Here is a 26,330-nt window from a genome sequence, read left to right as displayed (position 1 = left end):
ATTGAAGATTACTAATCCAGTGCTCAAAGGATTTAACCCTGACCCAAGTATTTGCCGTGCGGGAGAGGACTATTACATGGCGGTTTCTACATTTGAATGGTTCCCGGGGGTGCAAATTTATCACTCGAAGGATCTCATCCATTGGCGGCTCGCCGCGCGTCCCTTGCAAAAAACTTCTCAACTCGATATGAAAGGAAATCCTGATTCCGGCGGGGTATGGGCACCGTGTTTAAGTTATGCGGATGGTCAGTTTTGGCTCATCTATTCAGATATTAAAGTAGTAGATGGTCCGTTTAAGGATGGTCATAATTATTTGGTCACAGCTGATGCAGTAGATGGTGAGTGGAGCGATCCGGTTCGGCTCAATAGTTCTGGGTTTGATCCTTCCTTGTTCCATGATCCAAGCGGAAAGAAATACGTGTTGAATATGCTGTGGGACCATCGAGAAAAACATCACTCCTTTGCAGGTATAGCCTTGCAGGAATATAGTGTATCTGAAAAAAAACTGGTCGGTGAGCGGAAGGTCATTTTTAAAGGCACGCCAATCAAACTGACAGAAGCCCCGCATCTTTATTACATCAATGATGTCTATTATTTATTAACAGCTGAAGGGGGAACACGTTACGAACATGCAGCCACAATCGCCCGTTCCTCGCGTATTGATGGGCCGTACGAGGTTCATCCTGACAACCCAATTTTAACGGCTTTTCATGCGCCTAGCAATCCACTACAAAAATGCGGGCATGCTTCCATTGTACAAACGCATACAAATGAATGGTATTTGGCTCATCTGACTGGCCGCCCAATTCATTCAAGTAAGGAATCCATTTTTCAGCAAAGAGGCTGGTGTCCTTTAGGAAGAGAGACAGCCATACAAAAGCTTGAATGGAAAGATGGCTGGCCGTATGTGGTAGGCGGAAAAGAGGGGCTTCTAGAGGTTGAAGCGCCTGCGATGAGCGTAAAAGAGTTCTCTCCAACCTATCACATAGTCGATGAATTTAAAGATTCATCGTTAAATAGACATTTCCAAACATTAAGAATCCCATTTACGGATCAGATTGGTTCAGTGACGGAAAATCCTCATCATTTAAGGCTGTATGGGCAGGAATCTTTAACGTCTAAATTTACCCAAGCGTTTGTTGCGAGGCGCTGGCAAAGCTTTTATTTTGAAGCAGAGACAGCGGTTTCCTTCTTTCCGAAAAACTTTCAGCAAGCGGCAGGTCTTGTGAATTATTATAATACGGAAAATTGGACTGCACTTCAGGTGACTTATGACGAGGCGCTTGGCCGTATCCTTGAATTATCTGTGTGTGAAAATCTGGCCTTTTCTCAGCCGCTAATCAAAAAAATCATCATCCCAGACGAGATTCCGTATGTGTATTTAAAAGTGACCGTTAAGAGAGAGACGTACGCGTATTCTTATTCTTTTGATCAACAAGAGTGGGAAAAAATAGATGTACCGCTTGAATCGACCCATTTGTCAGATGATTTTATTCGAGGAGGGGGGTTCTTTACAGGGGCTTTTGTCGGAATGCAGTGCCAAGACACAAGCGGCGAACATCTGCCTGCCGATTTTAAGTATTTTCGATACGAAGAAACAACTGAATAAAAAAAAGACAACACTCTAAAGGCTGTCTCTCTTTAACATGTATTCCATTATGGTGAAGGCGTGACATCACGCAAAAAAGCTTCAGTGACAAGAGATGTCATCCCTAAGGCTGGTGCGTTTTGTCCTAATGACGAAGGGAGCAGCTCCACCCGTGAGCTGAATTGTGCATCCATTCTAGAGGATACTTCATCTTGAATGACACTTAGAACGGTCTGCTCAGATTCAATGACCTTGTTTCGTAAAATAACGGCTTGTGGGTTGAAGGTATGCAGAACGTTTGTGAGACCTACCCCAATGTAAAAGCCAAAGTTACGCAAGGCATTGAGTGTTTTCATATCATTTAACTTCGCCAGCCGCTCAATATCTTGATAGGTGAATGGCTGACCATCTGTTTGGAGCGATTGGAACAGTGCCTTCTCAGATGCATACAGTTCCCAGCAACCACGATTTCCGCAGCTACATGTCGGTCCATTAAAGTCGATCGTCATATGTCCCATTTCACCAGAAAAACCGTTTGTGCCTCTATATAAATGATGATTGATAATGATGCCTATTCCAATACCAGTGCCGATACTTGCATAGATCAGATGGTCATAATGTTTAGCAGCACCAAAGATTTTTTCACCGTACGCACCGGCATTTGCTTCATTCTCGATAAAAACCGGTACTTGGAATGTGTCTTGGAGACTTGTTTTCAGATCGACATTTTTCCATTTTGAATGAGGCGTAAACACAATTTGTTCATCTGCATCGACCAGACCTGGTATACAAATCCCAATACCAATTAGCCCGTATGGGGAAGAAGGGATATGTGAACGTAACTGCTGAATCAATTCAATTAAAATACGGACGGTCACATCAGGTGTGCTGGATGGGAGCTTGAGCTGCTCATCATGAATCATCGACCCTTCAAGGTCTGTTAAAATGCCGTTGACATAATCAACACCGACATCAATGCCGATAGAGTAACCTGCACGTTTATTAAACATGAGAAGCACGGGTCTTCTTCCGCCGCTAGATTCGCCTTGACCGATTTCATAAACAAGATGTTCTTTCATTAATGTACTCACCTGAGAAGAAACAGTCGATTTATTTAACCCAGTGCGTTCAGATAATTTTGCTCTGGAAATTGGTGCATGGTGCAGAATTTCGTTTAGCAATAGCTTTTGATTTATTTTTTTCACAAAGTTCTGATCCGCAATATCCATTGTATCCACTCCATTTGTTTCGTCTTTAGATTAAGTGAAGAAAAGCCGTTTTTTGTCGAGTTCATTCTCTATAAAACATGCTTTTCACTTTATTATAACGAAAATATTTCTAAAAAACTAAAAAATATGGAAAATTCAAAGAGATTAGTTGGTCAACTCGTTCGTTTGTTTGTTGAATCAACTTACTAAGTGAATATATAGGGGGAATCACTTATGGTCAAATCAAATATGACTTCGTTAAGTAGTTTACAAGGGATTGGCAACATTCAATATGAAGGAAAACATTCAAAGAACCCATTCGCATTTAAATATTATAATCCGAGCGAAAAGATTGGCGGAAAGACAATGAAAGATCACCTGCGATTCTCCGTCGCTTATTGGCATACACTGACTGCTGATGGAACAGACATGTTTGGAACTGGCACGATGAAAAGGGCCTGGGATTCTTATAGTGGAATGGATTTGGCGAAAGCTAGATTGGAAGTGGCTTTTCAGCTCTTTGATCTATTGGATGTTCCGTATTTTTCATTCCATGACCGTGATATTGCACCAGAGGGCGACACGCTTCAAGAGACCAATCAGCAGTTAGACATCATCATAGAAAGAATGAAAGATTACATGCAGCAAAGCGGGGTTCGGCTTCTATGGAACACGGCTAATATGTTTAAGCATCCAAGATTTGTTCACGGTGCAGCGACATCCTGTCATGCAGATGTATTTGCCTATGCAGCTGCACAAGTGAAAAAGGGCATCGAAACAGCAAAGGAACTCGGCGCAGAAAATTATGTTTTCTGGGGAGGACGAGAAGGTTACGACACACTGCTGAATACAGATATGAAAAGAGAGCTTGATCATTTGGCGACCTTTTTGCATATGGCGGTCGATTATGCAAAAGAAATTGGATTTACAGGTCAATTTTTAATTGAGCCAAAGCCGAAGGAACCGACAACTCATCAATATGATACGGATGCAGCGACATCGATCGCCTTTTTAAAACAATATGGATTGGATACACACTTTAAATTAAATATCGAGGCCAATCATGCGACATTAGCGGGTCATACGTTTGAGCATGAGCTGCGTGTAGCAAGAATTCATGGACTGCTCGGTTCCGTTGATGCCAACCAAGGAAACTCCCTTCTAGGATGGGACACAGATGAATTCCCAACGGATTTATATGCCACAACACTCGCCATGTATGAAATTTTGCAAAATGGCGGACTTGGAACAGGCGGTCTCAATTTTGATGCAAAAGTCAGAAGAGCCTCCTTTGAACTGGAAGATCTTCTGTATGCCCATATTGCGGGGATGGATGCATTCGCAAAAGGGCTGCGGGTGGCTCATAGACTCATAGAAGACCGTGTGTTTGAAGATGTGATCAAGCACAGGTACCGCAGTTTTTCTGAAGGAATTGGACTGGAGATTTCAGAAGGAAAGGCAAACTTTCATACATTAGAAGAATATGCACTGAAACATCCGCTCATCAGAAACGAATCTGGCAGAGAGGAACAGCTGAAAGCCAGATTAAATCAATATTTGTTAGAAGATTAATGGAGCGGGCGGATGTTTTGAAGGAGTGAACACATGAAGTATGTGATGGGAATTGATCTTGGAACGAGCGGAGTTAAAGCGATATTAGTAGATGAGAGCGGGAAGGTATGCTGCGAGACGACTAAATCTTACCGCCTCATTCAAAGCAAACCAGGTTATTGTGAGCAAAATCCTGAAGACTGGGTAGAGCAGACGATTGCCGCGATGACAGAACTTATGGAGAGAAAGCCTGTTCAGTCAAGGCAAGTAGAAGGCATCAGTTTTTCTGGACAAATGCACGGACTTGTTTTATTAGATGAATTCCTTCAAGTGCTCAGGCCTGCCATCTTGTGGAATGACACAAGAACAACACCGCAATGCGTGCGCATGACAGAAAAGCTAGGAGGCAGGCTGCAAGCGATCACAAAAAATCAGGCATTAGAAGGATTTACACTGCCAAAGTTGTTATGGGTAAAGGAACATGAACCAGAAATTGATCAACGAATCCATTTGTTTTTACTTCCAAAAGATTATGTCAGATATCGATTAACCGGTGCTATTCATATGGACTATTCTGATGCGGCTGGTACGTTACTGTTGGATATGGGAGAACAAGCATGGAGTGAGGAGATTTGTCAAACCTTTGATATTCCGATTCGTATTTGCCCGCCGCTCGTTTCATCGGAGGCGGAGGTTGGAACACTCTTGCCGCAGATCGCAAAGGAAACCGGGATGGCAGAAGAGGTGAAGGTTTTTGCGGGTGGAGCGGATAATGCTTGCGGTGCCATTGGTGCCGGCATTTTATCATCAGGTCACACACTATGCAGCATTGGCACATCAGGTGTCATTCTTTCCTATGAAGAAAATCATAACAGAGAGCTGAATGGAAACTTGCATTTGTTCCATCATGCAAAAAAAGACGCTTTTTATACAATGGGGGTCACTTTGTCAGCAGGTTATAGCCTCGATTGGATTAAATCTTTACTTGCTCCAAATGATTCGTTTAAAGACCTTTTAGCCGGAGCAAAAGATATAGCGCCTGGCGCAAATGGATTGCTATTTACGCCATATTTAGTTGGGGAAAGAACGCCTCATGCAGATTCAGTCATTCGTGGAAGCTTCATTGGATTAGACAGCCGGCATAAAAAAGCGCATATGGTTAGAGCTGTGCTTGAAGGAATCACTTTTTCATTAAATGAATCGATCGCTTTATTCAAGCAGGCGGGAAAAAGCATTGATTCCATCGTGTCTATTGGTGGAGGTGCGAGAAGTCATACATGGCTTCAAATGCAGGCAGACATTTTTCAAGCTGAGGTGATTCAGCTTGAAAATGAGCAAGGGCCCGCGTTAGGTGCAGCGATGCTTGCAGCAGTTGGATGCGGCTGGTACGAGTCACTTGAGGCGTGCGCGGATCAGTTTATCCATCAAGCGGTCGTATTTACACCAAATCAACAGCATGTCGATGTATATGATCATCTCTTTCGTTTGTATCAAAGCATTTATACACACACAAGAGACATTCATGCGGGTCTAGCACAGTATCGATAATCTAGTAGTAAGTGGGGGCATGAAAGGAGGTGATGAATTCGTTTCATCTTAGAGATGACAGAATCAAAAGGATGAAAAAGGAGAGGAATAGACGATGAATTTGAAAAAATTAAGACTGTTGTTTGTGATGTGTATTGGACTGACGCTTATACTGACGGCTGTACCAGCCCATGCGAGAACCATTACGAATAATGAAATGGGCAACCACAGCGGGTACGATTATGAACTATGGAAGGACTACGGAAACACTTCGATGACACTCAATAACGGCGGGGCATTTAGTGCAGGCTGGAACAATATCGGAAATGCTTTATTTAGAAAAGGGAAAAAGTTTGATTCTACTAGAACTCACCATCAGCTTGGCAACATCTCCATCAATTACAACGCAAGTTTTAACCCAGGCGGGAATTCCTATCTATGTGTCTATGGCTGGACACAATCTCCATTAGCAGAATACTACATTGTTGATTCATGGGGCACGTATCGTCCAACAGGAGCGTATAAAGGATCATTTTATGCTGATGGAGGCACATATGACATTTATGAAACAACCCGTGTCAATCAGCCTTCCATTATCGGGATCGCAACCTTCAAGCAATATTGGAGTGTACGTCAAACGAAACGTACAAGCGGAACGGTCTCCGTCAGTGCGCATTTTAGAAAATGGGAAAGCTTAGGGATGCCAATGGGGAAAATGTATGAAACGGCATTTACTGTAGAAGGCTACCAAAGCAGCGGAAGTGCAAATGTGATGACCAATCAGCTGTTTATTGGCAACTAAAAAAGTCAAAGAAAAGAGCCGGGAGCAAAACTCCTGGCTCTTTCTATCATAATTTTTCAACTTCGACTCTGCCGGAAAAGAACGTCGCACCGCCGCCCATATCTGCCAAGCGATCAGGTGTGAGGCCATTCACCAAATGTTTTTTGCCTTTTTGGTCTGCCCATAATCCCTGGCTGACAACAACGCCAGATAGCACATTTTGTCCGACTGACACGATCAGCTCGCATTCTCCTCGATCATTCAGCACACGAACCATGTCCCCATCTTCAATCTGTCTTTCTTTTGCATCTTGTTCATTCATATGAAGCTTCGGAAATTTCTCAAGCTTTTGATGCTTCTCATGAAGAGAGAAGGTGGAATTAAGAAAATTATGGTTTGGTCCCGGTATAAACGTTAGTGGATAATCACTTTCCTTGAATAAAGGTACATAGGTTGGAAGGGCTGGATATCCATCTTTTTTCATTTGTTCAGAGTAAAGCTCAATTTTCCCGCTTGGGGTAGGGAGCTTTAAATCTTCGAAAGGCCCTCGTTTTGCTTTGATCCACTTTTTCTCTTTTAACGCTTGATATGAAATGTTTTCATAATGCGGATTTTCAGGATGATGAAGAGCTTGTTCCATTAGTTCCGCATCTGTGTCTTTAAAGGCTTCATCTTCAAAGCCCATCGCATGAGCCAAAAGACGAAACACTTCTGTGTTTGATTTGCTTTCTCCATAACGTTCTATAACAGGTTCTTGAATTTGAATGTAATGATGCCAGTAAGAAGTATAAAAATCCTCGTTTTCAAAGGCAGAGGTCGCTGGCAGAACAATATCCGCATAAGTGGCTGTCTCTGTCATGAACAAGTCATGGACAACCGTAAATAAGTCTTCCCGCATCAAACCGTCTCTTACTTTATTTGCTTCAGGTGTCACAACAGCCGGGTTGCAAGAGTAGACAAAAAGAGAATCAATAGAAGGTTCTGCGTTCGTTAGCACGCTGCCCAGCTGATTCATATTAAATGTTCTAGGTTCGCGTTCCTTTAATAATTCCGGCCGCTGAAGAGCGATTTCATTATAACTAAGAAAAGAAGAGTTCGATTTCATCGCACCGCCGCCTTTATGCAGCCATTGACCGGTGAGGGCAGGGAGGCAGGAGATGGTTCGAATACTCATACCGCCATTATCGTGATGCTGTAGCCCATTGCCAATACGAATGAGAGATGGCGATGTCTCTGCGTACATTCTCGCAAGTGTGATGATGTCTTCTTTTGGGACACCCGTGATCTGTTCGACTGTTTCTGGATCGTACTGCTTCACATGCTCGCGAAGTTCATTGTGACCGACCGTGTAAGTCTCTAAAAATGACGCATCTGTGCGGTCTTCTTTAAAAAGGACATGCATGATCCCAAGAGCTAGCGCACTGTCAGTGCCAGGGCGAAGCGGAATGAACCAATCTGCCATCCGGCCCGTTTGGTTTTTGTGTACATCAATGACGACAATTTTAGCCCCTTGCTTTCGAGCTTTTTGTGCCAACGTGATTTGATGCATATTGGTTGAAACCGCATTGATGCCCCAAAAGATAAATAGTTTCGTATGAATGGTCTCTTCTGGGTCTGTCCCGATGCTTGCGCCCATTGTATATTTATAGCCTGTTGTTCCGGCTGACTGACAAATGGTTCGGTCTAGCTGACTTGAGCCAAGTCGATAGAAAAAGCGGCGGTCCATTCCTTCTGCATTAAGATTCCCCATATTCCCATAGAAGCTGTAAGGCAAAATGCTTTCTGGTCCTTTTTCTTCGATCAGCTTTGTCCATTTTTGACGAATGGTTTCAATCGCTTCTTCCCACGTAATTGGTGCAAACTGCCGGTCACCTTTTTGACCTACACGTTTTAATGGCGTTGTCAGACGTTTTTCATCATATAAACGAGCTGTGACATTCCGCACTTTATTGCAAATGTTTCCTTGAGTGACAGGATGATCTGGGTCTCCTTGAACTTTAACGATCTTTCCGTTCTCTTTATGTATTAAAAGACCGCACTGATCAGGGCAATCTAACGAACAAACTGATTTGAATATTCCGTCTTTCATTGCTGTGTAATCGGTCATACGTTTAGCTTCCTTTCCGAATTCCGTGATCACTGTACATATGGATTTTATTTTAGCATGTTCAGACCAGGAAGGTAAGGATAAGCATATGAAAAAAAGCCCCTGATGAAAGGGACTTTTAAAAACGGGTGACCTGCACAGGGAATTCTTTGACCCCAAAAACAAACGTGCTTTGAATTGGTTTCAGCTGATCTGCCGCACAAGTGATTTCTCGAAACGTACGGAGTAAAATCTCAAGTGCTAGATGAGCCTCAAGCCGGGCGAGAGGAGCACCAAGACAAAAATGAATGCCGAAGCCAAAGCTCAAATGCGGATTTGATTTTCTGTCAAGACGAAACGTATCTGGATCGTCAAACTTCCGTTCATCACGATTCGCAGATGCCACCCAGCTGATGAGATAGTCTCCTTTTTCAATGTGAGAACCGGCAATCTGAACATCCTCTGCTGCAACTCGCCCAATCGCTTGAACAGGCGGATAATAGCGCAGCGTTTCCTCCGTCAATTGAGGAATGAGAGACAGGTCTTGCCGCACTGATTCGGCGATATGCGGCTGTTCTGTTAAAAGTCGTACTGCATTTGTGATTAAATTCGTTGTTGTTTCATTACCAGCAACGAGTAAGAGTATACAAAAGCCAAGCAGTTCATTTTCTGATAAACGCTCACCGTCAATTTCCGCTTGGATGAGAAGGGAGATTAAATCATCGACTGGCGTTTCTTTTCGTTTTTGGATCAAATGAGCAAAGTACGCTGACAGCTCTTTTTCTGCTTGTTTTTGCATGTCGACAACGGCTTGAATAGCTTCTTTTGAATCGTCTTTGGCTCCTGCAACTAGAGCATCTGAATGTTTTTTGATCAACTCTCTGTCTTTCACTTCTGCACCGAGAAGCTCGGCGATTATCATGACAGGTAGGGGAGCGGCCAGATCTTGCACAATATCGAAGGTCCGTTGATCCTTTACTTGATGTAATAGATCATGGGTCAAGTCTTTGATCTTTTCTTCTATTTGTTTGATCGCTTTTGGCGTGAAGGCTTTATTGACGAGTGCTCTCATTTTGGTATGTTTTGGAGGGTCCATTGTTAAAATACTCGTTTTAGATGTACTTCTTCCTCGCTGTGATGAAAACACTTTTGGCTGCTTCAGAACGGACTGAATATCAGCATATCGAAAGAGATCCCAGCACTTTCTCGTTTCATCGTATCGAATATCACCCTGCGATCGTAATTCATTGTAGATAGGGAATGGGAAAAGAAGGTCATCAGTAGATCGGATTTCTTTCATTGGGATGACATTGACGTAATTTTCTTTTACTTTCATTATGAACGCTCCTTTTTCTCTTGATTCCCTTTCACGGTATCACCACGAAAAACGCATTTCAACGGACATGTTTTCTAAAATATGTCAATAGTCTAATCGAAAGATTCAAACACATTCATCCTATAGGAAAATAGAAAGTCATCAAAAATGATAGCGCTTTCTAAAAACTAGAATTGAAGTCACCGAAACCAAAAATAAAATGGTGAATTCAGTCGAACGAAAGGGTACTATGATTCAAATCTGTATAGTTCTTTTGATCTAAATTGATGATTTAAAAAAACACGGCTAACATACATACCGCAAGCTGTTCAGCGCGTATTCGGGACTTTTGAAAAGCGCTGGCTCTTTCTTGACACGATTTCTCATCATGTTACGATAACTAACGTGCGAAAAACACGAACAAAAAGCGAACAAGGGAGAGGATCAATATCATTGATCAAAAGAAAGTTGCTTTCATTGGAGCAGGTTCTATGGCGGAAGGAATGATTGCAGGTATTGTGCGATCAGGTCAGATGCCGCTAAACCAAATTTACGCAACAAACAAGCAAAATAAGCAGCGATTAAACGAACTAACGAAACGCTACGGAATCCAAACAGCCACAATGGATTCATTTCCTTTTGAAGAAATGGATATGTTGATCCTGGCGATGAAGCCAAAGGATGCTGAAACAGCACTTGAATCATTAAAACCTCATATTCAGAAAGATCAGCTCATCCTGTCTGTACTTGCAGGTGTGAAATCATCGTATATTGAAGACATGCTGCATGAAGGGCAGCCTGTTATGCGAGTAATGCCAAATACGTCAAGTACGATTGGGGCGTCGGCGACCGCTTTATCTGCTGGACGTTATGTGAAAAATGAACATGTAAGCACGAGTCGGGCTCTTTTATCTGAAATGGGAGAAGTGTATACCATTCAGGAAGAGCAAATGGATATTTTCACAGGAATTGCCGGAAGCGGTCCAGCTTATTTTTATTTCTTAATGGAAAGAATCGAAGAAGCTGGAGAAGAAGCTGGCTTATCAAAAGAAATGTCCCGTCAAATCGGTACACAGACACTTCTCGGTGCAGCGAAGATGCTGCAAGAAACAGCTGAAAATCCTTCTGTCCTCAGAGAAAAAATTACGTCACCTAATGGAACAACTGCTGCAGGACTAGATGCATTAGATGATTTTGGCGGAGGAGAAGCCATCAAACAGGCTGTCAAACATGCTGCCAATCGATCAAAAGAAATAAGTGAACAGCAAAAACAAAAAGTAACGATATAAATAGAGCCTCAATACAGGAGTGATAAGGTGTACGCAGAGAAAGAGAGAAAACGAATTGTTGTGAAAATCGGAAGCAGCTCTCTTACTAGCTTTCAAGGTGAGATTAGTTTAAAAAAACTAGAAAACCTCGTCAATCAAATTGTAAAACTCAAAGATGAAGGACACGAAGTCATTTTGGTCTCATCTGGTGCGGTTGCAGCTGGTTACCGAAAATTAGGATTTATTGATAGACCGAAAACACTGCCAGAAAAACAGGCGTCTGCCTCAATAGGGCAAGGGCTTTTAATGGAATCATATTCTACTTTATTTTTATCGCACGGTTATATTGCTTCACAGCTATTAATTACAAGAAGCGATTTTTCAGATGAAACGCGCTATCAAAATGTGCGAAATACAATGAATGTGTTATTAGATCGAGGGATCATCCCGATTATTAATGAAAATGATACAGTGACGATCAATCGGTTGAAGTTTGGAGACAATGATACATTGTCTGCAAAAGTAGCTGGACTGATTGATGCGGATTTCCTCGCTATTTTATCTGATATTGACGGCTTGTATGAAGATAACCCTCATACAAATCCGAATGCGAAGAGAATTCTAGAAGTCACAGAAATCACAGAAGACATCGAAGCAGCCGCTGGAGATGCGGGAAGCAGCGTTGGCACAGGCGGAATGAAATCAAAACTCGACGCCTTTAAAATTTCAATGGCCTCAGGCATCAATGGCTTTTTGGGAAAAGCCGATACGCCTCACATTTTAGACAAAGCCATTAATGGGACAGAGGACGGCACTTATTTTACAGCTGACGAAAATTTAGCGCCGCTGAATTATAAAAAACAGTGGATTGCTTTTCATTCTGGCCCAAAAGGCGAAATCGTTGTTCAAGAGAAAACACAGGAGCTTCTCATGCATCGTGAGAAAAGTCTGGATTCTGACGGCATAGTCAATGTAAAGGGTTCGTTTAAAAAAGGCGATGTTGTCCGTATTTTAGATCAAGATGAAAGAGAGATAGGGCTTGGCATTGTCAATTATGCGTCCGACGAACTCGCACTGAACGGTGACTTGCTACAGGATGAAGTGGTGCATGTCGTAGATCTTGAAGCATTTGTTTGTCATTTAGATTTATCAATACCAGTTTGCTAATCATAAGGGAGGAATTTCATGACACTGACAGCTGAAGTTGTCACATCGGTCAAAGAAAAAGCGAAAAAAGCAAAGCACGTATCAAAAAAACTAGGTTTACTTCAAACAGAGGAAAAAAATGAGGCGCTACTGAAAATAGCAGAAACACTCGAACAGCAAAGTAATTTTATTTTACAGGAAAATCAAAAGGATTTAGAGGCAGGAAAAGAAAAGGGCTTCTCTGAAGCATTAATGGATCGATTAATGTTAAATGAAGAGAGAATTCATGAGTTTGCGGAAAGTTTGCGGCTTGTGACGAGATTAACAGATCCTGTTGGAGAAATATTGGATGAATGGACTCTTGAGAACGGCTTACATGTGAAAAGCCGAAGAGTACCGCTCGGCGTGATCGGGATGATCTATGAAGCGAGACCGAATGTCACTGTCGATGCAGCAGGGCTTGCCCTCAAGGCAGGCAACTCAGTGATTTTAAAAGGCGGTTCCTCCGCTATTTCTTCCAACAAAGCCATCGTCCGCGTCATTCATGAGGCATTGGATCAAACAAAGATCCCTCGTGATGCGGTACAGTTTATTGAACAAACAGACCGTTCATCGGTTCAAGCGATGTTTCATCTAAAAGAATGGATCGATGTTTTAATTCCGAGAGGCGGGGCTTCTTTAATCAAAACCGTTGTAGAAGAATCGACCATTCCAGTTCTTGAAACAGGGACAGGGAACTGCCATATCTTTATTGATCAAACAGCGAATGTAGAAAAAGCCATTCAGATTGTCATCAATGCGAAAACAAATCGTCCGGCCGTTTGTAATGCGCTTGAGACTCTGATCGTTCATCGCGATTGGCTGAAAGAAAATGGTGCAGCATTGAATGAAGCACTGCTTCAGCACCAAGTCACTGTGCACGGGGATCAAGACGCTCAATCCTTCTTTTCCGAAGCGGTTCCTGCGGAGGAAGTGGATTGGACAGATGAGTATTTAAGTCTTGATCTTGCGGTGAAAGTCGTTGACTCAATTGAGGGCGCCATTCACCACATTGATCAGTACGGAACCAAACATTCAGAAGCCATCGTAACAGAGGATGAAAAAAACGCACAAATCTTTCTAAACGAAGTCGATGCGGCTGCTGTTTATCATAACGCATCTACACGTTTTACAGATGGCGGTGCACTAGGATATGGCGCTGAAATTGGCATTTCTACTCAAAAGCTGCACGCAAGAGGGCCAATGGGACTTCCTGCACTGACAACAACAAAGCTGCTTCTATCTGGTGATGGTCAGATTAGAAGCTAGAATGAATGTAACGAACACTACCTTTCTAACTTGGGGTAGTGTTTTTTTAGTGTATGAGAAAAGAAGAGAGAAAAAAGGGGAACGACATGGAAACGATGCTGAAGCACTGACAACTCTTGAAAAAGAAGACAAAGGGCTAAAATGAAGTCCATTTTAGCCCTTTGTCAACAATCTAGTTTTTTTATGAACTTGAACGGTCTTTTTTCATGACTTTCTCAAATTTGAAAAATTCAAATGTCTCAGGCGCTAAAGGGTCATTTTCTTGATTCTTCTCATGAGGGAAGCTCGGATCTGGATGGTGTAAGTGATAAAACTCAACAATCTGAAACCCGCATTTGTTCACATAAAAATGAATGTTGCGCTTTTCAAAATAAGGAGTGACAACTTCCCACACCTTCGTTTCTGGATATTGCGCCTCAATGGCTTTCCATGCTGCCTGACCAATGCCTCGGCTGTGAGATGATGAAGAAATGTATAATAGGTCCACCGAATTGCGGTGTGTGAGAGGGTTGATTTTTAAAACAACCCCTCCTGCCTTTTGACCGTTTAGTAAAATATGATAGACAAGGTTCTCAGTCGAATAAAAAGATTCATCAATCGACTCATCAGGAGGAATTGGTCCACCTTCTGCATCGCCAAATGCATCAATGATGCCAGCTGTAAAAGCATCTTGCAGTTCCTTTTTCATCAAAGGGAAGTCTTCTTGATTTGCAAGTGATAATGTGACTTGATCTTGTGTGATTTTGTTCATGTGTAAATCCTTCCTCCACATATGTGGTGTTTCTGCATGTTATCATAAAGGATGGAGTAACTCCATAGTCAAGAAAGGAGCCCTAAAAATGATGAGCGATGTTCAAAAAACATTTTTAACTGGAGAATTTGCGTCATTATTTGAAGTGAAAAAAGATACACTGCTCTATTATGATAAAATCGATTTGTTTAAGCCGGCAGGTGTTCAGGAAAATGGGTACCGTTATTATACATTTGAACAGTTTGATCATTTCATGGCCATTCAATCCCTTCGTGCTGTTCAATTTCCGATCAAACAATTAAAACAATACTTTACTGAGCCTTCTCAAGATAAATTGCAAAGCCTGGCGGTTGATCAAGCAGAAAAGGTCGGAGAGGAGATCCAAAAACTACAGGATATTCAATCTTTTCTTTTTCGTGTGATCGAGACAACGAATGAATTATCATCAGTGAAAACAGGGGAGGTCTTGTTTCAAGAACTGCCAGAGGAACCGATCGTCCTCAGTACATCAAACCCGATTGATTCAAACACACCTGTAGAAGAAATTTCTCGAATTGTAGGAGAATTTCTGAAAGGAATTGGGATTAAAGGTGCTGCGGCAAATGGTTCTGTTTTAAACAAGGAGCAGTTTTTGCAGCGTCATTATCATCAGTCTGATAGGCTGTTTTGCCGAATGGAAGGGCCGGATGCAGTCAAAAAGCCAGCGGGTCTATATGCAGTCATGTATCAACAAGGAACATATGAAGAGATGGAGACTGCCTATTCACGTTTATTAGATCAAATCGAAGCAGAGGATATGATACTGGATGGAGATGTCTTTGAAGAGTATTTACTTCATTCTCTGATGTCTAAAAATGAAGCGGATTACATGACGAAACTTAGTGTGAAAGTCAAAAAACGGGAAGCTTAAGGCATCACAAAAAGGATAGACAGGCATTTTTACATGCTGTCTATCTTTTTTGATGATGTTTAACCGACTTGGTTTTCGGCAAATTGACTCATATAGAGGTCGGCATAAAAACCTTTTTCTTTCAAAAGCTCACGATGAGTTCCTTTTTCAATAATCGTGCCATCTTTCATGACTAAAATGAGATCGGCATCTTTAATCGTTGAAAGTCGATGTGCAATGACGAAGCTTGTTCTGCCGTTCATTAATTCATTCATCGCTTTTTGAATATGCATCTCTGTCCGTGTATCAACACTGCTTGTTGCTTCATCTAAGATTAATATCTTCGGATCAGATAAGATGGCACGGGCGATGGTTAACAGTTGACGCTGACCTTGCGAGAGGTTGCCGGCATCTTCTGTTAAGAGTGTGTCATATCCATCTGGAAGGGTACGGATGAAATCATCTGCATAGGCATGTTTAGCGGCCTTCAACACATCCTCTTTTGAAACATTCGGTCTGCCATATGCGATGTTGTCATAAATTGTGCCTTCAAAGAGCCATGTATCCTGAAGAACCATCGCAAATAAGTCACGCACTTGCTCTCGGCTGAGGTCGGTTGTTTTTACGCCGCCAATGCGAATGGAGCCTTGATCTAGCTCGTAAAAGCGCATTAACAGATTAATAATCGTTGTTTTTCCAGCGCCTGTTGGCCCAACAATGGCAACCGTTTGTCCTTCTCGGACATGTAAATTCAAATCTTTAATAATGGGTTGATCTTTCTCATAACCGAAGTGCACGTGCTCAAAGGCCACATCTCCGGAAAGGGATTTAAGATCAATCGCTGCATCTTCTTCCGCATGTTCTTCTTCCTCATCCAGAATTTCAAACACCCGTTCAGCAGAAGCGATAGCAGATTGAACTAAGTTTGCAACACTGGATGCTTGCACAAGCGGCTGCGACATTTGTTGTGTGTATTGGATAAATGCTTGCACATCCCCAACACGAATATTCCCGTTAATGACAAGAATTCCGCCAGCAACACTTACCGCCACATAGCCAAGATTCCCAATAAAGGTCATCATCGGCATCATTAAGCCGGAGATAAATTGTGCTTTTCTTGAAGATTCATATAGTTGTTCGTTTAATTGATCAAATGTATCAATGGCTTTCTTTTCATAGCCATACGCACGAACCGTCTGATGTCCTGTGAACATTTCATTAATATGTCCATTGATCATCCCTAGTTCTTTTTGCTGTGCTTTAAAATGCTTTTGCGAAAATGATGTAATGCCTCGAATCGCAAACAAACTGAGAGGCAGCGTCAAACAAACAAGCAGTGTCAGCAGCGGACTGATGAAAAGCATCATGACGACAATACCAATGACTGTAATAACAGATGTGATCACTTGCGTGAGTGCCTGCTGTAAAGAAGTATTAATATTATCAATGTCGTTCATCACCCGGCTCAGCGTGTCTCCGTGTGTTGTTTTATCAAAATAACGAAGAGGGAGACGTGTAAGTTTGTCACTCGCTTCTTGTCTTAGTTCAGCAATGGTCTGCTGCGAGACACCCGCCATTACATATTGCTGCACGAATGAGAAGAGAGATGCCACGACATATAATAGAACAAGCAACAATAAAATGCGTGAAATGACATCGAATTGAACACCAGTTCCTTGTGTAAAACTTTCAAATAGGGAAGAGGTGGCATCCCCAAGTAATTTTGGACTGACAACATTAAAAACGGTTGAACCGATCGCTGCAATCAGGACAATGATCAGCTGAAATTTTCTCGGTTTTAAATAGCCCGTTAAACGAAGAAGTGTTTTTTTAAATTCCTTCGGTTTTTGTACTGGGCCCCTTGGGTGACCGCCTTTATGTCCCATTCCAGAAGACATTTTTTTACTCATCCTTGCTCCACCTCCTGACCTTCTTGTGATGCGACTATTTCTTGATAGACAAGGTTATCTTTCAGTAACTGTTCATGTGTACCGATACCTGCTATTTTTCCATCATCTAACACAATGATTTTATCGCTATGCTTCACTGTGCTGATTCTTTGAGCCACAATAATCAAAGCAGCATGCTCTTTTTCAGCTTCTAGCGCTGACCGAAGTTTTGCATCCGTTTTGTAATCAAGGGCAGAGAAGCTATCGTCAAACAGGTAGAATGCAGGTTTTCTTACGAGTGCTCTTGCAATCGAAAGACGTTGTTTTTGACCGCCAGAGAGATTCGAACCCCCTTGGTCTATCTCTGCGTGAATTCCGCCATCTTTTTGCAAAACAAATTCTTCGGCCTGTGCTGTCCGCAGTGCCTGCCAAATCTCGTCATCTGTAGCATCTCGTTTGCCAAAGCGCACATTATCAGCAATGGTTCCGCTAAATAAAATGGCTTTTTGAGAAACATAACCCATCTGACTTCTCAGTTTCTCTTGAGGCAATTCTCTAATATCGACACCATCTAATATAATTTTTCCTTCTGTTGCTTCATAAAAACGTGTCATCAGCTGAAGAAGGGTCGTTTTCCCGGAACCTGTACTGCCAATGATCGCCGTCGTTTCACCCTTTTTGGCTTCAAACGTCATGTCTTGAACGGCTGGTTTTTCAGCATTTGAATAATAAAATGACACATTCTCAAAGCGAATAGACTGGGCTGGCTGATCAAGTTTAGTGACAGTTTCTTTTTTGTCTTTAATTCTTGGTTCTAGATTTAACACTTCATTCATCCGTTTAGCTGATGCCTGAGCTCTAGGCACCATAATAAAACTCATAGACAGCATAATGAGTGCCATTAAAATCATCATCGCATATTGAATGAAGGCGATCAGATTCCCGACTTCCATCTGTCCGGCATCAATCCGATTAGCGCCAATCCAGACAATGCCGATATTCGTGAAGTTCATGATAATGAGCATAAAAGGGAACAAGTACGCCATTAATCGATTGACCTTAAGGCCAGTATCCTTATACGATGTATTGGCTTTTTGAAAACGTTCCTTTTCGTCATCTACTCGGTTAAACGCACGAATGACCCGAATGCCTGAAAGCGACTCTCTCATAATCAAGTTCAGCCGGTCCGTTTTTTTCTGAAGCTGGCCAAAGAGGGGGATCGCTTTTCTTGACACCAAATAAATGAACCCGCCAAGAAGGGGAAGAGCTGCTAAAAAGATGAGAGATAACACAGCATCTCTAGATACAGCCAAAATAATTCCACCAACGAGCATAAGAGGCGCCCGTGTCATCATTTGTAATATCATGATCGTGACATCTTGAACTTGTTTCACATCATTTGTTGATCTTGTAATAAAGGAAGATGTCCCGATTTTTTGAAATTCTTCTAATGAGAATTGTTCGACATGCACAAACAGCTGTCTTCTCATATCACGCCCGAAGCCTAGAGCTGTCTTAGATGACAAGTAGGACTTCCAAATCGTGAGCAAGATGGCAAGTAAAGAACAAGCCACCATCCACCCCCCAACCTTCCATATATAAGCGACATCTCCTTGGACGATCCCGACATCAACGATATCTGCCGTAAGCGTCGGTAAATACAGCTGGAGCATACTGCTTAAAAAGGTGAGAATCACAATGGACACAACGGATAGCCGATAGGGCTTTAAAAACGATAAAATTGATTTCATACGATTACCTTTCTTCCATATAGTCTGTTGTTCTGTTACTCATCATATACAAAGAGAGTTTATTTCTACAAATGAAATGTCTTGTTTTAATGAATTATTTATATTGTTCAATTTTAGAAAAGAAGTCCTTCACAAACATATAAAAATCATGGGCAGAAGGAGACATCTCTCTCGACTTAGACGCAATAATTCCGACCGTTCTCCTCACTTGCGGGAAATCAATGGGAATTTTCACTGTAAATCGCGGTGTTGTTTCATAAAAAGCACTTTCGGGTAATAAAGTAACGCCCATACCCGCTGACACAAGACCTTTAATGGCATCCAAATCTTCTCCTTCAGATGAGATAGTTGGCTCATAGCCAGCCTGCTTACAGGCATCAACCGCAATTTGTCTCAGCACATATCCTTCAGGAAATAAAACGAAATGGTCTTTTCTCAAATCACTTAAATGAATACTTCTTTGCCCGCTAAAGGGGTGACTAATAGGCAAAAGGGCATAAATGCTTTCGGAAAACAAGATATTTCCTTCTATTTGAGGATCGTTTGTCGGGACGGGTCCTAAAAAGGCAAGATCAATGTCTCGATTTTTGACAGCTTCAATCAGAAACTTATAGGAACCTTGACGAAGTAAAAAATCGACCTCTGGATATTCCAGCTTAAATGCGGAAATGACAGAAGGGAGCACTTGGCTTGCTAGACTTGTAGGAAATCCAATGTTCACTGTCCCTTTGTGAGGGTCTAAGTATTCATCAATTTGTTCTTTGGCGTAATCTATCGCTTTTAGGGCGGTTCTGACATGGTCCAAAAATTGTCTGCCGATTTTCGTTAATTTGATATTTCGTCCTTCTCGTTCGAATAAAGCCACTCCAAGTTCTTCTTCTAAATTGGCAATCTGCCGGCTGATGGCAGATTGGGCAACGTGTAAGTTTTCAGCCGCTTCTGACACGTGTTCACGGTCAGCAACTTCTACAAAATAACGTAATTGACGAAGCTCCATTTTTGCACTTCACACCCATCTATCTCAAAAAGAGATTGTTTTGATCTAAATTATATATTGTTTATATTAATTTGAAAACTTAAAATAAGTTACAGAGTTTGTGAGATTTTATTACTGTGAAAAAACGGATCTTTTAAACGGGGGAGAGAAACGATGACTTATAATCAACTACCACAACCACAAGGTCTCTACCGTCCTGAATTTGAACATGATGCATGTGGAATCGGACTGTACGCCCATTTAAAAGGGGAGGCGACACATAGCATCGTCAAAAAGGGATTGCAAATGCTGTGCCAGCTTGATCACCGCGGCGGGCAAGGCAGTGATCCGTATACAGGTGATGGTGCCGGTTTAATGGTACAACTGCCAGACGCTTTTTTTAGAAAGAACTGTCAAGACCTTGCACTTCCTGAAAAGGGCCGTTACGGGGTAGGAATGGTGTTCTTTTCAAAAGATGATGATGCCAAAACGCGTCAAGCGATCGAACAAAAGATCAACGGCTTCATTAAACAAGAAGGGCAAACATTAATTGGCTGGAGAACGGTTCCTGTTGATGCTGGGAAAATTGGAACGGTTGCAGCGAAGAGCTGTCCGGTTGTCCGGCAAGTGTTCATCGGAGCAAACGACAACATAACAGACCGTTTGTCATTTGAACGAAAATTATACGTCATCCGCAAGCAGGCTGAAAACTGGGGAACAGCAGAGGAAAAACAATTTTACTTTGTCAGCCTGTCGAGTCAAACCATCGTATATAAGGGGCTTTTAACATCAGATCAAGTTGATGCTTTTTATCTTGATCTACAGGATGAAACATTTGTTTCTGCATTTTCACTCGTTCATTCAAGATTTAGTACAAATACATTCCCGACATGGGAACGAGCGCATCCAAACCGTTACTTAATTCATAACGGAGAAATTAACACATTAAGAGGAAACATCAATTGGATGAGAGCAAGAGAACAACAATTCGTGTCTGAAGCCTTCGGAGAAGATCTAGACAAGATTTTGCCAGTGCTGAATGCAGACGGAAGTGATTCATCCATTTTAGACAATGCCTTTGAATTTTTCGTGCTTGCAGGGCGGACTCCTGCTCATACAGCGATGATGCTGATTCCTGAGCCGTGGACGGAGAATACGCACATGTCAAAAGAGAAACGGGCATTTTATGAATACCATAGTTCGTTAATGGAGCCGTGGGATGGCCCGACAGCGATTTCGTTTACGGATGGTAAACAAATCGGCGCCATCTTAGACCGGAACGGATTAAGACCCGCGAGATACTATGTGACAAATGACGATCATATCATTTTCTCATCTGAGGTCGGCGTCATCGACACAAATGAAGAAGATGTGAAGTATAAAGACCGTCTTGAACCAGGTAAAATGCTGTTAATCGATTTAGAAGAAGGACGCATTATTTCTGATGAAGAAGTGAAATCTTCGATTGCGAATGAACTTCCTTATCAAAAATGGCTCGATGAAGAAATGGTTCACGTCAATCGCTCGGAAGAAAATTCAGAAAATTCTAGTATAATGAGTGATTTGTTAACGCGTCAGCGTGCTTTCCATTATACGTACGAAGACATTCAAAAGTATTTAATTCCTTTACTAGAAGAAGGCAAGGACCCAATAGGCTCGATGGGAAGTGATACACCGCTTGCTGTGTTATCAGATCGTGCGCAGTCGCTGTTTTCTTATTTCAAACAGCTGTTTGCTCAAGTGACGAACCCGCCAATTGATGCCATTCGTGAGCAGCTTGTCACATCGACCATGACTTGGTTAGGTGCTGAGGGAGATATTTTACACCCAAATGAATATTCATGTCGAAGAATTAAACTTTATACACCGGTTTTAACAAGCGGGCAGTTCAACGGCTTGAAAACGATTGTTCATAACGCCTTTAAAAGCAAAACGATTCATACACTTTTCACTGATGACCTAAAACGAGGTCTTGATGCGATGTTTGAAGAGGCAGAAAAAGCCATTCGTGAAGGGGTATCTTTACTAATTCTTTCCGATCGTGACATGACGGAAGAAAAAGTGCCGATTCCACCACTTCTTGCATTGAGTGCACTTCATCAGCATCTTGTGCGTCAAGGCTTACGAACAAAGGTGAGCTTAATCGTCGAATCTGGAGAAGTAAGAGAGGTTCATCATTTTGCCGCACTGATTGGCTACGGTGCAGATGCGATCCATCCGTACCTCGTTTACGAAACATACAAACAGCTTATTGCTGAAGAAGCGATTGCGATTAGCTTTGATGAAGCTGTCACAAAGTTTGGGAAAAGTGTGACTGAGGGCGTAGTTAAAGTAATGTCTAAAGTGGGAATTTCCACTGTCCAAAGCTATCGAGGCGCACAAATTTTTGAAGCAGTCGGCATTAGTGAAGATGTCATCCAGGCGTATTTCACAGGAACAGCTTCGCAGCTAGGCGGTATTGATCTTGACACCATTGCAAGTGAAGCAAAGCTTCGTCATGAGGCTGGGTATCAGGCATCAACTGATCAAACGCTAGAATCAGGCAGTGAATTCCAGTGGAGAAAAAATGGAGAGTATCATGCCTTTAACCCAAAAACCATTCATACCCTTCAGTGGGCATGCCGCAACGAAGATTATGATTTATTTAAGCAATATACGAAGGCAGCGGATGAAGAACGAATTGGTTTCCTTAGAAATCTATTTGCTTTTCGTTCAAAACAAAAGCCAGTTCGTCTGGAAGAAGTTGAATCTGCTGAATCCATTGTACGCCGCTTTAAGACAGGTGCGATGTCATTTGGTTCATTAAGTAAAGAAGCGCATGAAGCACTAGCGATTGCGATGAACCGAATTGGCGGCAAAAGCAACAGCGGAGAAGGCGGGGAAGACCCTGCACGCTTCACAGTAGATGAGCACGGGGATGATCGCAGAAGTGCGATTAAACAGATTGCTTCTGGCCGCTTTGGCGTGAAAAGTCATTATTTAGTCAATGCAGATGAACTGCAAATTAAAATGGCGCAAGGTGCAAAGCCGGGAGAAGGCGGACAACTGCCAGGAAATAAAGTATATCCTTGGGTCGCAGACGTACGTGGTTCTACGCCAGGTGTTGGCCTAATCTCACCACCGCCTCACCATGATATTTATTCAATCGAGGATTTGGCTCAATTGATCCATGATTTGAAAAACGCAAACCGTGACGCACGCATCAGTGTCAAGCTAGTTTCTAAAGCTGGCGTTGGAACGATTGCAGCAGGTGTTGCAAAAGGGACAGCTGATGTCATCGTAATTAGTGGATATGATGGCGGTACTGGAGCTTCTCCGAAAACAAGTATTAAACATACAGGACTTCCTTGGGAGCTTGGATTGGCAGAAGCGCATCAAACCCTTGTCTTAAACGGCCTTCGAGAGCGAGTCGTTCTTGAAACGGATGGCAAATTAATGACAGGACGCGACGTTGTCATGGCTGCGATTTTAGGAGCAGAAGAATACGGCTTTGCGACAGCTCCACTTGTCGTATTAGGATGCGTCATGATGAGAGCATGTCATTTAGATACTTGCCCAGTCGGAGTCGCTACTCAAAACCCAGAACTTCGCAAAAAATTCATGGGTGACCCTGATCACATTGTCAACTTCATGATGTTTATTGCAGAGGAAGTAAGAGAAATTTTAGCTGAACTTGGCTTTACATCAATGGATGAATTGATTGGGCGTACGGATGTCTTATCAGTAAGTGAAAGAGCAAAAGCACACTGGAAAGCAGGACAGCTGAACCTTGAAACCCTGCTATATCAGCCAGAGGGACCACGCACATTCAGAACGCCGCAAAATCATAAAATTGATGAATCACTGGATATGAATGAGATTCTCCCTTATGTACAGGAAGCGCTCGATCATCAAACACCGGTTGATCTGTCACTAAACATTCGCAACATTCACCGTGTAGCTGGAACGATTACGGGCAGTGAAGTGTCTAAGCGCTACGGAGAAGAAGGTCTGCCAGAGGATACGATCACACTTCGGTTCACTGGTTCAGCTGGACAAAGCTTCGGCGCATTTGTTCCAAAGGGGATGTCTTTATATTTAACAGGTGACTCAAATGACTATATCGGCAAAGGACTCTCTGGAGGCAAAATTGCTGTCAAAACATCTGATCACTTTGTACAAAATGGACATGAGAACGTGATTGTCGGTAACGTTGCATTTTACGGCGCGACAAGCGGAAAAGCGTATATTAACGGTCGTGCAGGTGAACGATTTGCCGTTCGTAATTCAGGTGTCAATGTGGTCGTTGAAGGAATCGGTGATCACGGCTGTGAATACATGACTGGCGGACGTGTTGTCATTTTAGGTGACGTTGGGAAGAACTTTGGCGCAGGGATGTCTGGCGGTATCGCTTATGTGCATACATCCGATGCAAAACAGTTCAAAAGAATGTGTAACATGGAAATGATCATGTTTGAAAAACTCACAGATCACGAAGAAGAACAAGAAGTGAAGCAAATGATTCAGGAACACCTTGATTATACAAACAGCTCAAAAGCAGCAGCGCTTCTAGAGAACTGGGCACAAGAAAAGAATCAATTCATTAAGATCATTCCGAGAAATTACAAAATGATGCTTCAAAGCATTGAGGAACAAAAACAAGCAGGCCTCAGCCACGAGGAAGCTGTTATGTTCGCATTTGAAGCAAACACAAAACCGAAAAATAAAGAAACGGCAAACGGGCAAAAAGCAGCCGTCGCTCATTAAGAAAGGGGAGAGGACAATGGGCAAAGCAACAGGTTTTATGGATTATAAAAGAGAAAAGCCAAATGAACGTGACCCTCTCACTCGTCAAAATGACTGGAAAGAATATTCAGCTCCTTATACAGATGAGGTATTGAAACAGCAGGGTGCTAGATGTATGGATTGCGGAACACCGTTTTGTCAAATTGGGATGGAGATCAGGGGCGGCGTTTCTGGCTGCCCGATCTACAATTTAATTCCAGAATGGAATGACCTTGTCTACCGGGGCAGATGGAAAGAAGCGCTTGAAAGACTACAAAAAACGAACAATTTCCCTGAATTTACTGGAAGAGTATGTCCAGCACCTTGTGAAGGCTCATGTACCGTCGCGATCAATGATCCAGCAGTATCGATTAAAAATATCGAACGGACGATCATTGATAAAGGTTTTGAAAATGGCTGGATTACACCAAGAATTCCTTCAAGCCGTACAGGGAAAAAGGTTGCCATTGTCGGATCAGGACCAGCAGGACTGGCAAGTGCAGACCAACTAAACCAAGCAGGGCACGCTGTAACCGTGTTTGAACGATCTGATCGTCTTGGTGGACTGCTCACTTATGGTATTCCGAATATGAAGCTCGACAAAGAAGTCGTTGAGCGCAGAGTTAAACTGCTAAGACAAGAAGGCATTGACTTTGTGACCAATACAGAAATTGGTGTGGATATCACGGCTGATGAACTGAAAGAGCAATTTGATGCGGTCATCCTTTGTACAGGTGCACAAAAGCAGCGTGACCTGTTAATTGAAGGCAGGGAAGCAAAAGGGATTCACCTGGCAATGGATTATTTAACACTCGCAACAAAAAGCATGCTTGATTCAGGATTCAAAGATAAAAACTTTATTGACGCAAAAGGGAAAGACGTCATTGTGATTGGCGGAGGAGATACAGGCGCTGACTGCGTCGCAACTGCACTTCGCCAAAAAGCAAAAAGTGTTGTTCAATTCGGAAAGCATCCAAAGCTTCCAGATACACGTGTAGGGGATAACATGTGGCCAGAACAGCCTTATGTCTTCTCTCTAGATTATGCTTACGAAGAAGCACAAGCAAAATTTGGAGAAGATCCGCGGCAATATTCGATTCAAACCACAAAGATTGTGGCTGATAAAAATGGGAAGTTAAAAGAGCTTCATACCATTCAAATGGAAAAGGTGAAAAACGAGCAAGGGAAGTTTGAATTTCATGAGATTCCAGGAACAGAGAAGGTATGGCCAGCTCAGCTAGTCTTTATTGCGATTGGTTTTGAGGGAACTGAACAGCCGCTAGTGAAACACTTTGGCGTGGACAGCAAAAACAATCGGATTGACGCAAAATATGGGGAATATACGACGAATGTAGAAGGCGTATTTGCAGCGGGAGATGCAAGACGCGGTCAAAGCTTGATTGTCTGGGCAATTAACGAAGGCAGACAAGTGGCGCATGAGGTAGACCGTTATTTAATGGGGAGTTCGGTTCTGCCAAAATAGGTCAAACAAAGGGTGTTTACCATATATAGAGAAAAGCCATGACCAAAGA

17 protein-coding genes are annotated in these 26,330 nt (G+C 42.4%); 10 read left to right on the top strand and 7 right to left on the bottom strand.

Annotation, left to right across the window (positions count from 1 at the left end):
- The first annotated feature begins 1 nt into the window (after nt 1).
- Nucleotides 2-1,609, top strand: coding sequence for a glycoside hydrolase family 43 protein (locus tag KVT11_RS10200; protein ID WP_116306985.1), 1,608 nt, complete (start codon nt 2-4; stop codon nt 1,607-1,609).
- Nucleotides 1,610-1,656: 47 nt separating this feature from the next.
- Here the strand turns inward: KVT11_RS10200 and xylR are convergent, their stop codons facing one another.
- Nucleotides 1,657-2,817: a transcriptional repressor XylR gene (xylR, locus tag KVT11_RS10195; RefSeq protein WP_017359472.1), complete on the bottom strand. Its 1,161-nt coding sequence runs from the start codon at nt 2,815-2,817 to the stop codon at nt 1,657-1,659.
- Between the two features lie 213 nt (nt 2,818-3,030).
- Between xylR and xylA the strand changes: the two genes are divergently transcribed.
- The 3 genes from xylA to KVT11_RS10180 all read left to right on the top strand — a co-directional run bounded on the left by xylA (nt 3,031) and on the right by KVT11_RS10180 (nt 6,676).
- Nucleotides 3,031-4,368 carry a xylose isomerase gene (gene xylA, locus KVT11_RS10190; RefSeq protein ID WP_046526857.1) on the top strand — a complete coding sequence of 446 codons (1,338 nt, stop codon included), beginning with the start codon at nt 3,031-3,033 and terminating at the stop codon, nt 4,366-4,368.
- 33 nt (nt 4,369-4,401) lie between these two features.
- Complete coding sequence (xylB, locus tag KVT11_RS10185; protein ID WP_210552075.1) at nt 4,402-5,895, top strand: xylulokinase; 1,494 nt, start codon at nt 4,402-4,404, stop codon at nt 5,893-5,895.
- 94 nt (nt 5,896-5,989) lie between these two features.
- Nucleotides 5,990-6,676 (top strand): glycoside hydrolase family 11 protein, encoded by a 687-nt coding sequence (locus tag KVT11_RS10180; protein WP_046526855.1) that lies wholly within the window; start codon nt 5,990-5,992, stop codon nt 6,674-6,676.
- 46 nt (nt 6,677-6,722) lie between these two features.
- On the opposite strand, the gene KVT11_RS10175 is transcribed toward KVT11_RS10180, so the two are convergent.
- Nucleotides 6,723-8,762 carry a molybdopterin oxidoreductase family protein gene (locus tag KVT11_RS10175; RefSeq protein WP_046343752.1) on the bottom strand — a complete coding sequence of 680 codons (2,040 nt, stop codon included), beginning with the start codon at nt 8,760-8,762 and terminating at the stop codon, nt 6,723-6,725.
- A gap of 118 nt (nt 8,763-8,880) precedes the next feature.
- Nucleotides 8,881-10,077 (bottom strand): cytochrome P450, encoded by a 1,197-nt coding sequence (locus tag KVT11_RS10170; protein WP_017359468.1) that lies wholly within the window; start codon nt 10,075-10,077, stop codon nt 8,881-8,883.
- Between the two features lie 470 nt (nt 10,078-10,547).
- Here KVT11_RS10170 and proC point away from each other — a divergent pair, with 470 nt between their 5' ends.
- Genes proC through KVT11_RS10155 form a run of 3 tightly spaced genes read left to right on the top strand, consistent with a single transcriptional unit; the run spans nt 10,548 to nt 13,778 of the window.
- Nucleotides 10,548-11,345: a pyrroline-5-carboxylate reductase gene (proC, locus tag KVT11_RS10165; RefSeq protein WP_220482489.1), complete on the top strand. Its 798-nt coding sequence runs from the start codon at nt 10,548-10,550 to the stop codon at nt 11,343-11,345.
- 27 nt (nt 11,346-11,372) lie between these two features.
- Nucleotides 11,373-12,491, top strand: a complete 1,119-nt coding sequence (proB, locus tag KVT11_RS10160) for a glutamate 5-kinase (RefSeq protein ID WP_017359466.1) — start codon at nt 11,373-11,375, stop codon at nt 12,489-12,491.
- A gap of 18 nt (nt 12,492-12,509) precedes the next feature.
- Nucleotides 12,510-13,778, top strand: a complete 1,269-nt coding sequence (locus tag KVT11_RS10155) for a glutamate-5-semialdehyde dehydrogenase (RefSeq protein WP_017359465.1) — start codon at nt 12,510-12,512, stop codon at nt 13,776-13,778.
- 181 nt (nt 13,779-13,959) lie between these two features.
- On the opposite strand, the gene KVT11_RS10150 is transcribed toward KVT11_RS10155, so the two are convergent.
- A complete protein-coding gene (locus KVT11_RS10150) occupies nt 13,960-14,529 on the bottom strand; it encodes a GNAT family N-acetyltransferase (RefSeq protein WP_210552074.1) in 570 nt (189 codons plus the stop codon).
- A gap of 88 nt (nt 14,530-14,617) precedes the next feature.
- Here KVT11_RS10150 and KVT11_RS10145 point away from each other — a divergent pair, with 88 nt between their 5' ends.
- Nucleotides 14,618-15,439: a MerR family transcriptional regulator gene (locus tag KVT11_RS10145; RefSeq protein ID WP_210552073.1), complete on the top strand. Its 822-nt coding sequence runs from the start codon at nt 14,618-14,620 to the stop codon at nt 15,437-15,439.
- Between the two features lie 59 nt (nt 15,440-15,498).
- On the opposite strand, the gene KVT11_RS10140 is transcribed toward KVT11_RS10145, so the two are convergent.
- The 3 genes from KVT11_RS10140 to gltC form a co-directional block, all read right to left on the bottom strand.
- The gene (locus tag KVT11_RS10140; RefSeq protein WP_210552072.1) at nt 15,499-17,328 is read right to left on the bottom strand and encodes an ABC transporter ATP-binding protein; all 1,830 of its coding nucleotides are present in this window, start codon (nt 17,326-17,328) and stop codon (nt 15,499-15,501) included.
- Entirely contained in the window at nt 17,325-19,058 is a 1,734-nt protein-coding gene (locus tag KVT11_RS10135) for an ABC transporter ATP-binding protein (protein WP_210552458.1), read from the bottom strand. The genes KVT11_RS10140 and KVT11_RS10135 overlap by 4 nt, the downstream gene beginning before the upstream one ends.
- A gap of 94 nt (nt 19,059-19,152) precedes the next feature.
- Nucleotides 19,153-20,055 carry a glutamate biosynthesis transcriptional regulator GltC gene (gltC, locus tag KVT11_RS10130; RefSeq protein ID WP_024718330.1) on the bottom strand — a complete coding sequence of 301 codons (903 nt, stop codon included), beginning with the start codon at nt 20,053-20,055 and terminating at the stop codon, nt 19,153-19,155.
- Between the two features lie 153 nt (nt 20,056-20,208).
- On the opposite strand from gltC, the gene gltB reads away from it, so the two are divergent.
- On the top strand, nt 20,209-24,780 hold the full coding sequence (gene gltB, locus KVT11_RS10125; protein WP_210552457.1) for a glutamate synthase large subunit: 4,572 nt from the start codon (nt 20,209-20,211) through the stop codon (nt 24,778-24,780).
- Nucleotides 24,781-24,796: 16 nt separating this feature from the next.
- A complete protein-coding gene (gltD, locus tag KVT11_RS10120; RefSeq protein WP_008346585.1) occupies nt 24,797-26,281 on the top strand; it encodes a glutamate synthase small subunit in 1,485 nt (494 codons plus the stop codon).
- Nucleotides 26,282-26,330 lie beyond the last annotated feature (49 nt).

The sequence above is a fragment of the Bacillus sp. GbtcB10 genome (assembly GCF_019091365.1).
Classification (GTDB): domain Bacteria; phylum Bacillota; class Bacilli; order Bacillales; family Bacillaceae; genus Bacillus; species Bacillus altitudinis.
Note: the sequence above shows the minus strand (reverse complement) of the source record. Positions and strands in the feature narration are given on the sequence as shown.

Coding starts and splice junctions, on each gene's coding strand:
- KVT11_RS10170 (WP_017359468.1), bottom strand. CDS start 10,077: ATGAAAGTAAAAGAAAATTACGTCAATGTCATCCCAATGAAAGAAATC.
- gltB (WP_210552457.1), top strand. CDS start 20,209: ATGACTTATAATCAACTACCACAACCACAAGGTCTCTACCGTCCTGAA.
- KVT11_RS10140 (WP_210552072.1), bottom strand. CDS start 17,328: ATGAGTAAAAAAATGTCTTCTGGAATGGGACATAAAGGCGGTCACCCA.
- proC (WP_220482489.1), top strand. CDS start 10,548: ATGGCGGAAGGAATGATTGCAGGTATTGTGCGATCAGGTCAGATGCCG.
- KVT11_RS10135 (WP_210552458.1), bottom strand. CDS start 19,058: ATGAAATCAATTTTATCGTTTTTAAAGCCCTATCGGCTATCCGTTGTG.
- gltD (WP_008346585.1), top strand. CDS start 24,797: ATGGGCAAAGCAACAGGTTTTATGGATTATAAAAGAGAAAAGCCAAAT.
- xylA (WP_046526857.1), top strand. CDS start 3,031: ATGGTCAAATCAAATATGACTTCGTTAAGTAGTTTACAAGGGATTGGC.
- KVT11_RS10145 (WP_210552073.1), top strand. CDS start 14,618: ATGATGAGCGATGTTCAAAAAACATTTTTAACTGGAGAATTTGCGTCA.
- xylR (WP_017359472.1), bottom strand. CDS start 2,817: ATGGATATTGCGGATCAGAACTTTGTGAAAAAAATAAATCAAAAGCTA.
- gltC (WP_024718330.1), bottom strand. CDS start 20,055: ATGGAGCTTCGTCAATTACGTTATTTTGTAGAAGTTGCTGACCGTGAA.
- xylB (WP_210552075.1), top strand. CDS start 4,402: ATGAAGTATGTGATGGGAATTGATCTTGGAACGAGCGGAGTTAAAGCG.
- KVT11_RS10180 (WP_046526855.1), top strand. CDS start 5,990: ATGAATTTGAAAAAATTAAGACTGTTGTTTGTGATGTGTATTGGACTG.
- KVT11_RS10155 (WP_017359465.1), top strand. CDS start 12,510: ATGACACTGACAGCTGAAGTTGTCACATCGGTCAAAGAAAAAGCGAAA.
- KVT11_RS10175 (WP_046343752.1), bottom strand. CDS start 8,762: ATGACCGATTACACAGCAATGAAAGACGGAATATTCAAATCAGTTTGT.
- KVT11_RS10150 (WP_210552074.1), bottom strand. CDS start 14,529: ATGAACAAAATCACACAAGATCAAGTCACATTATCACTTGCAAATCAA.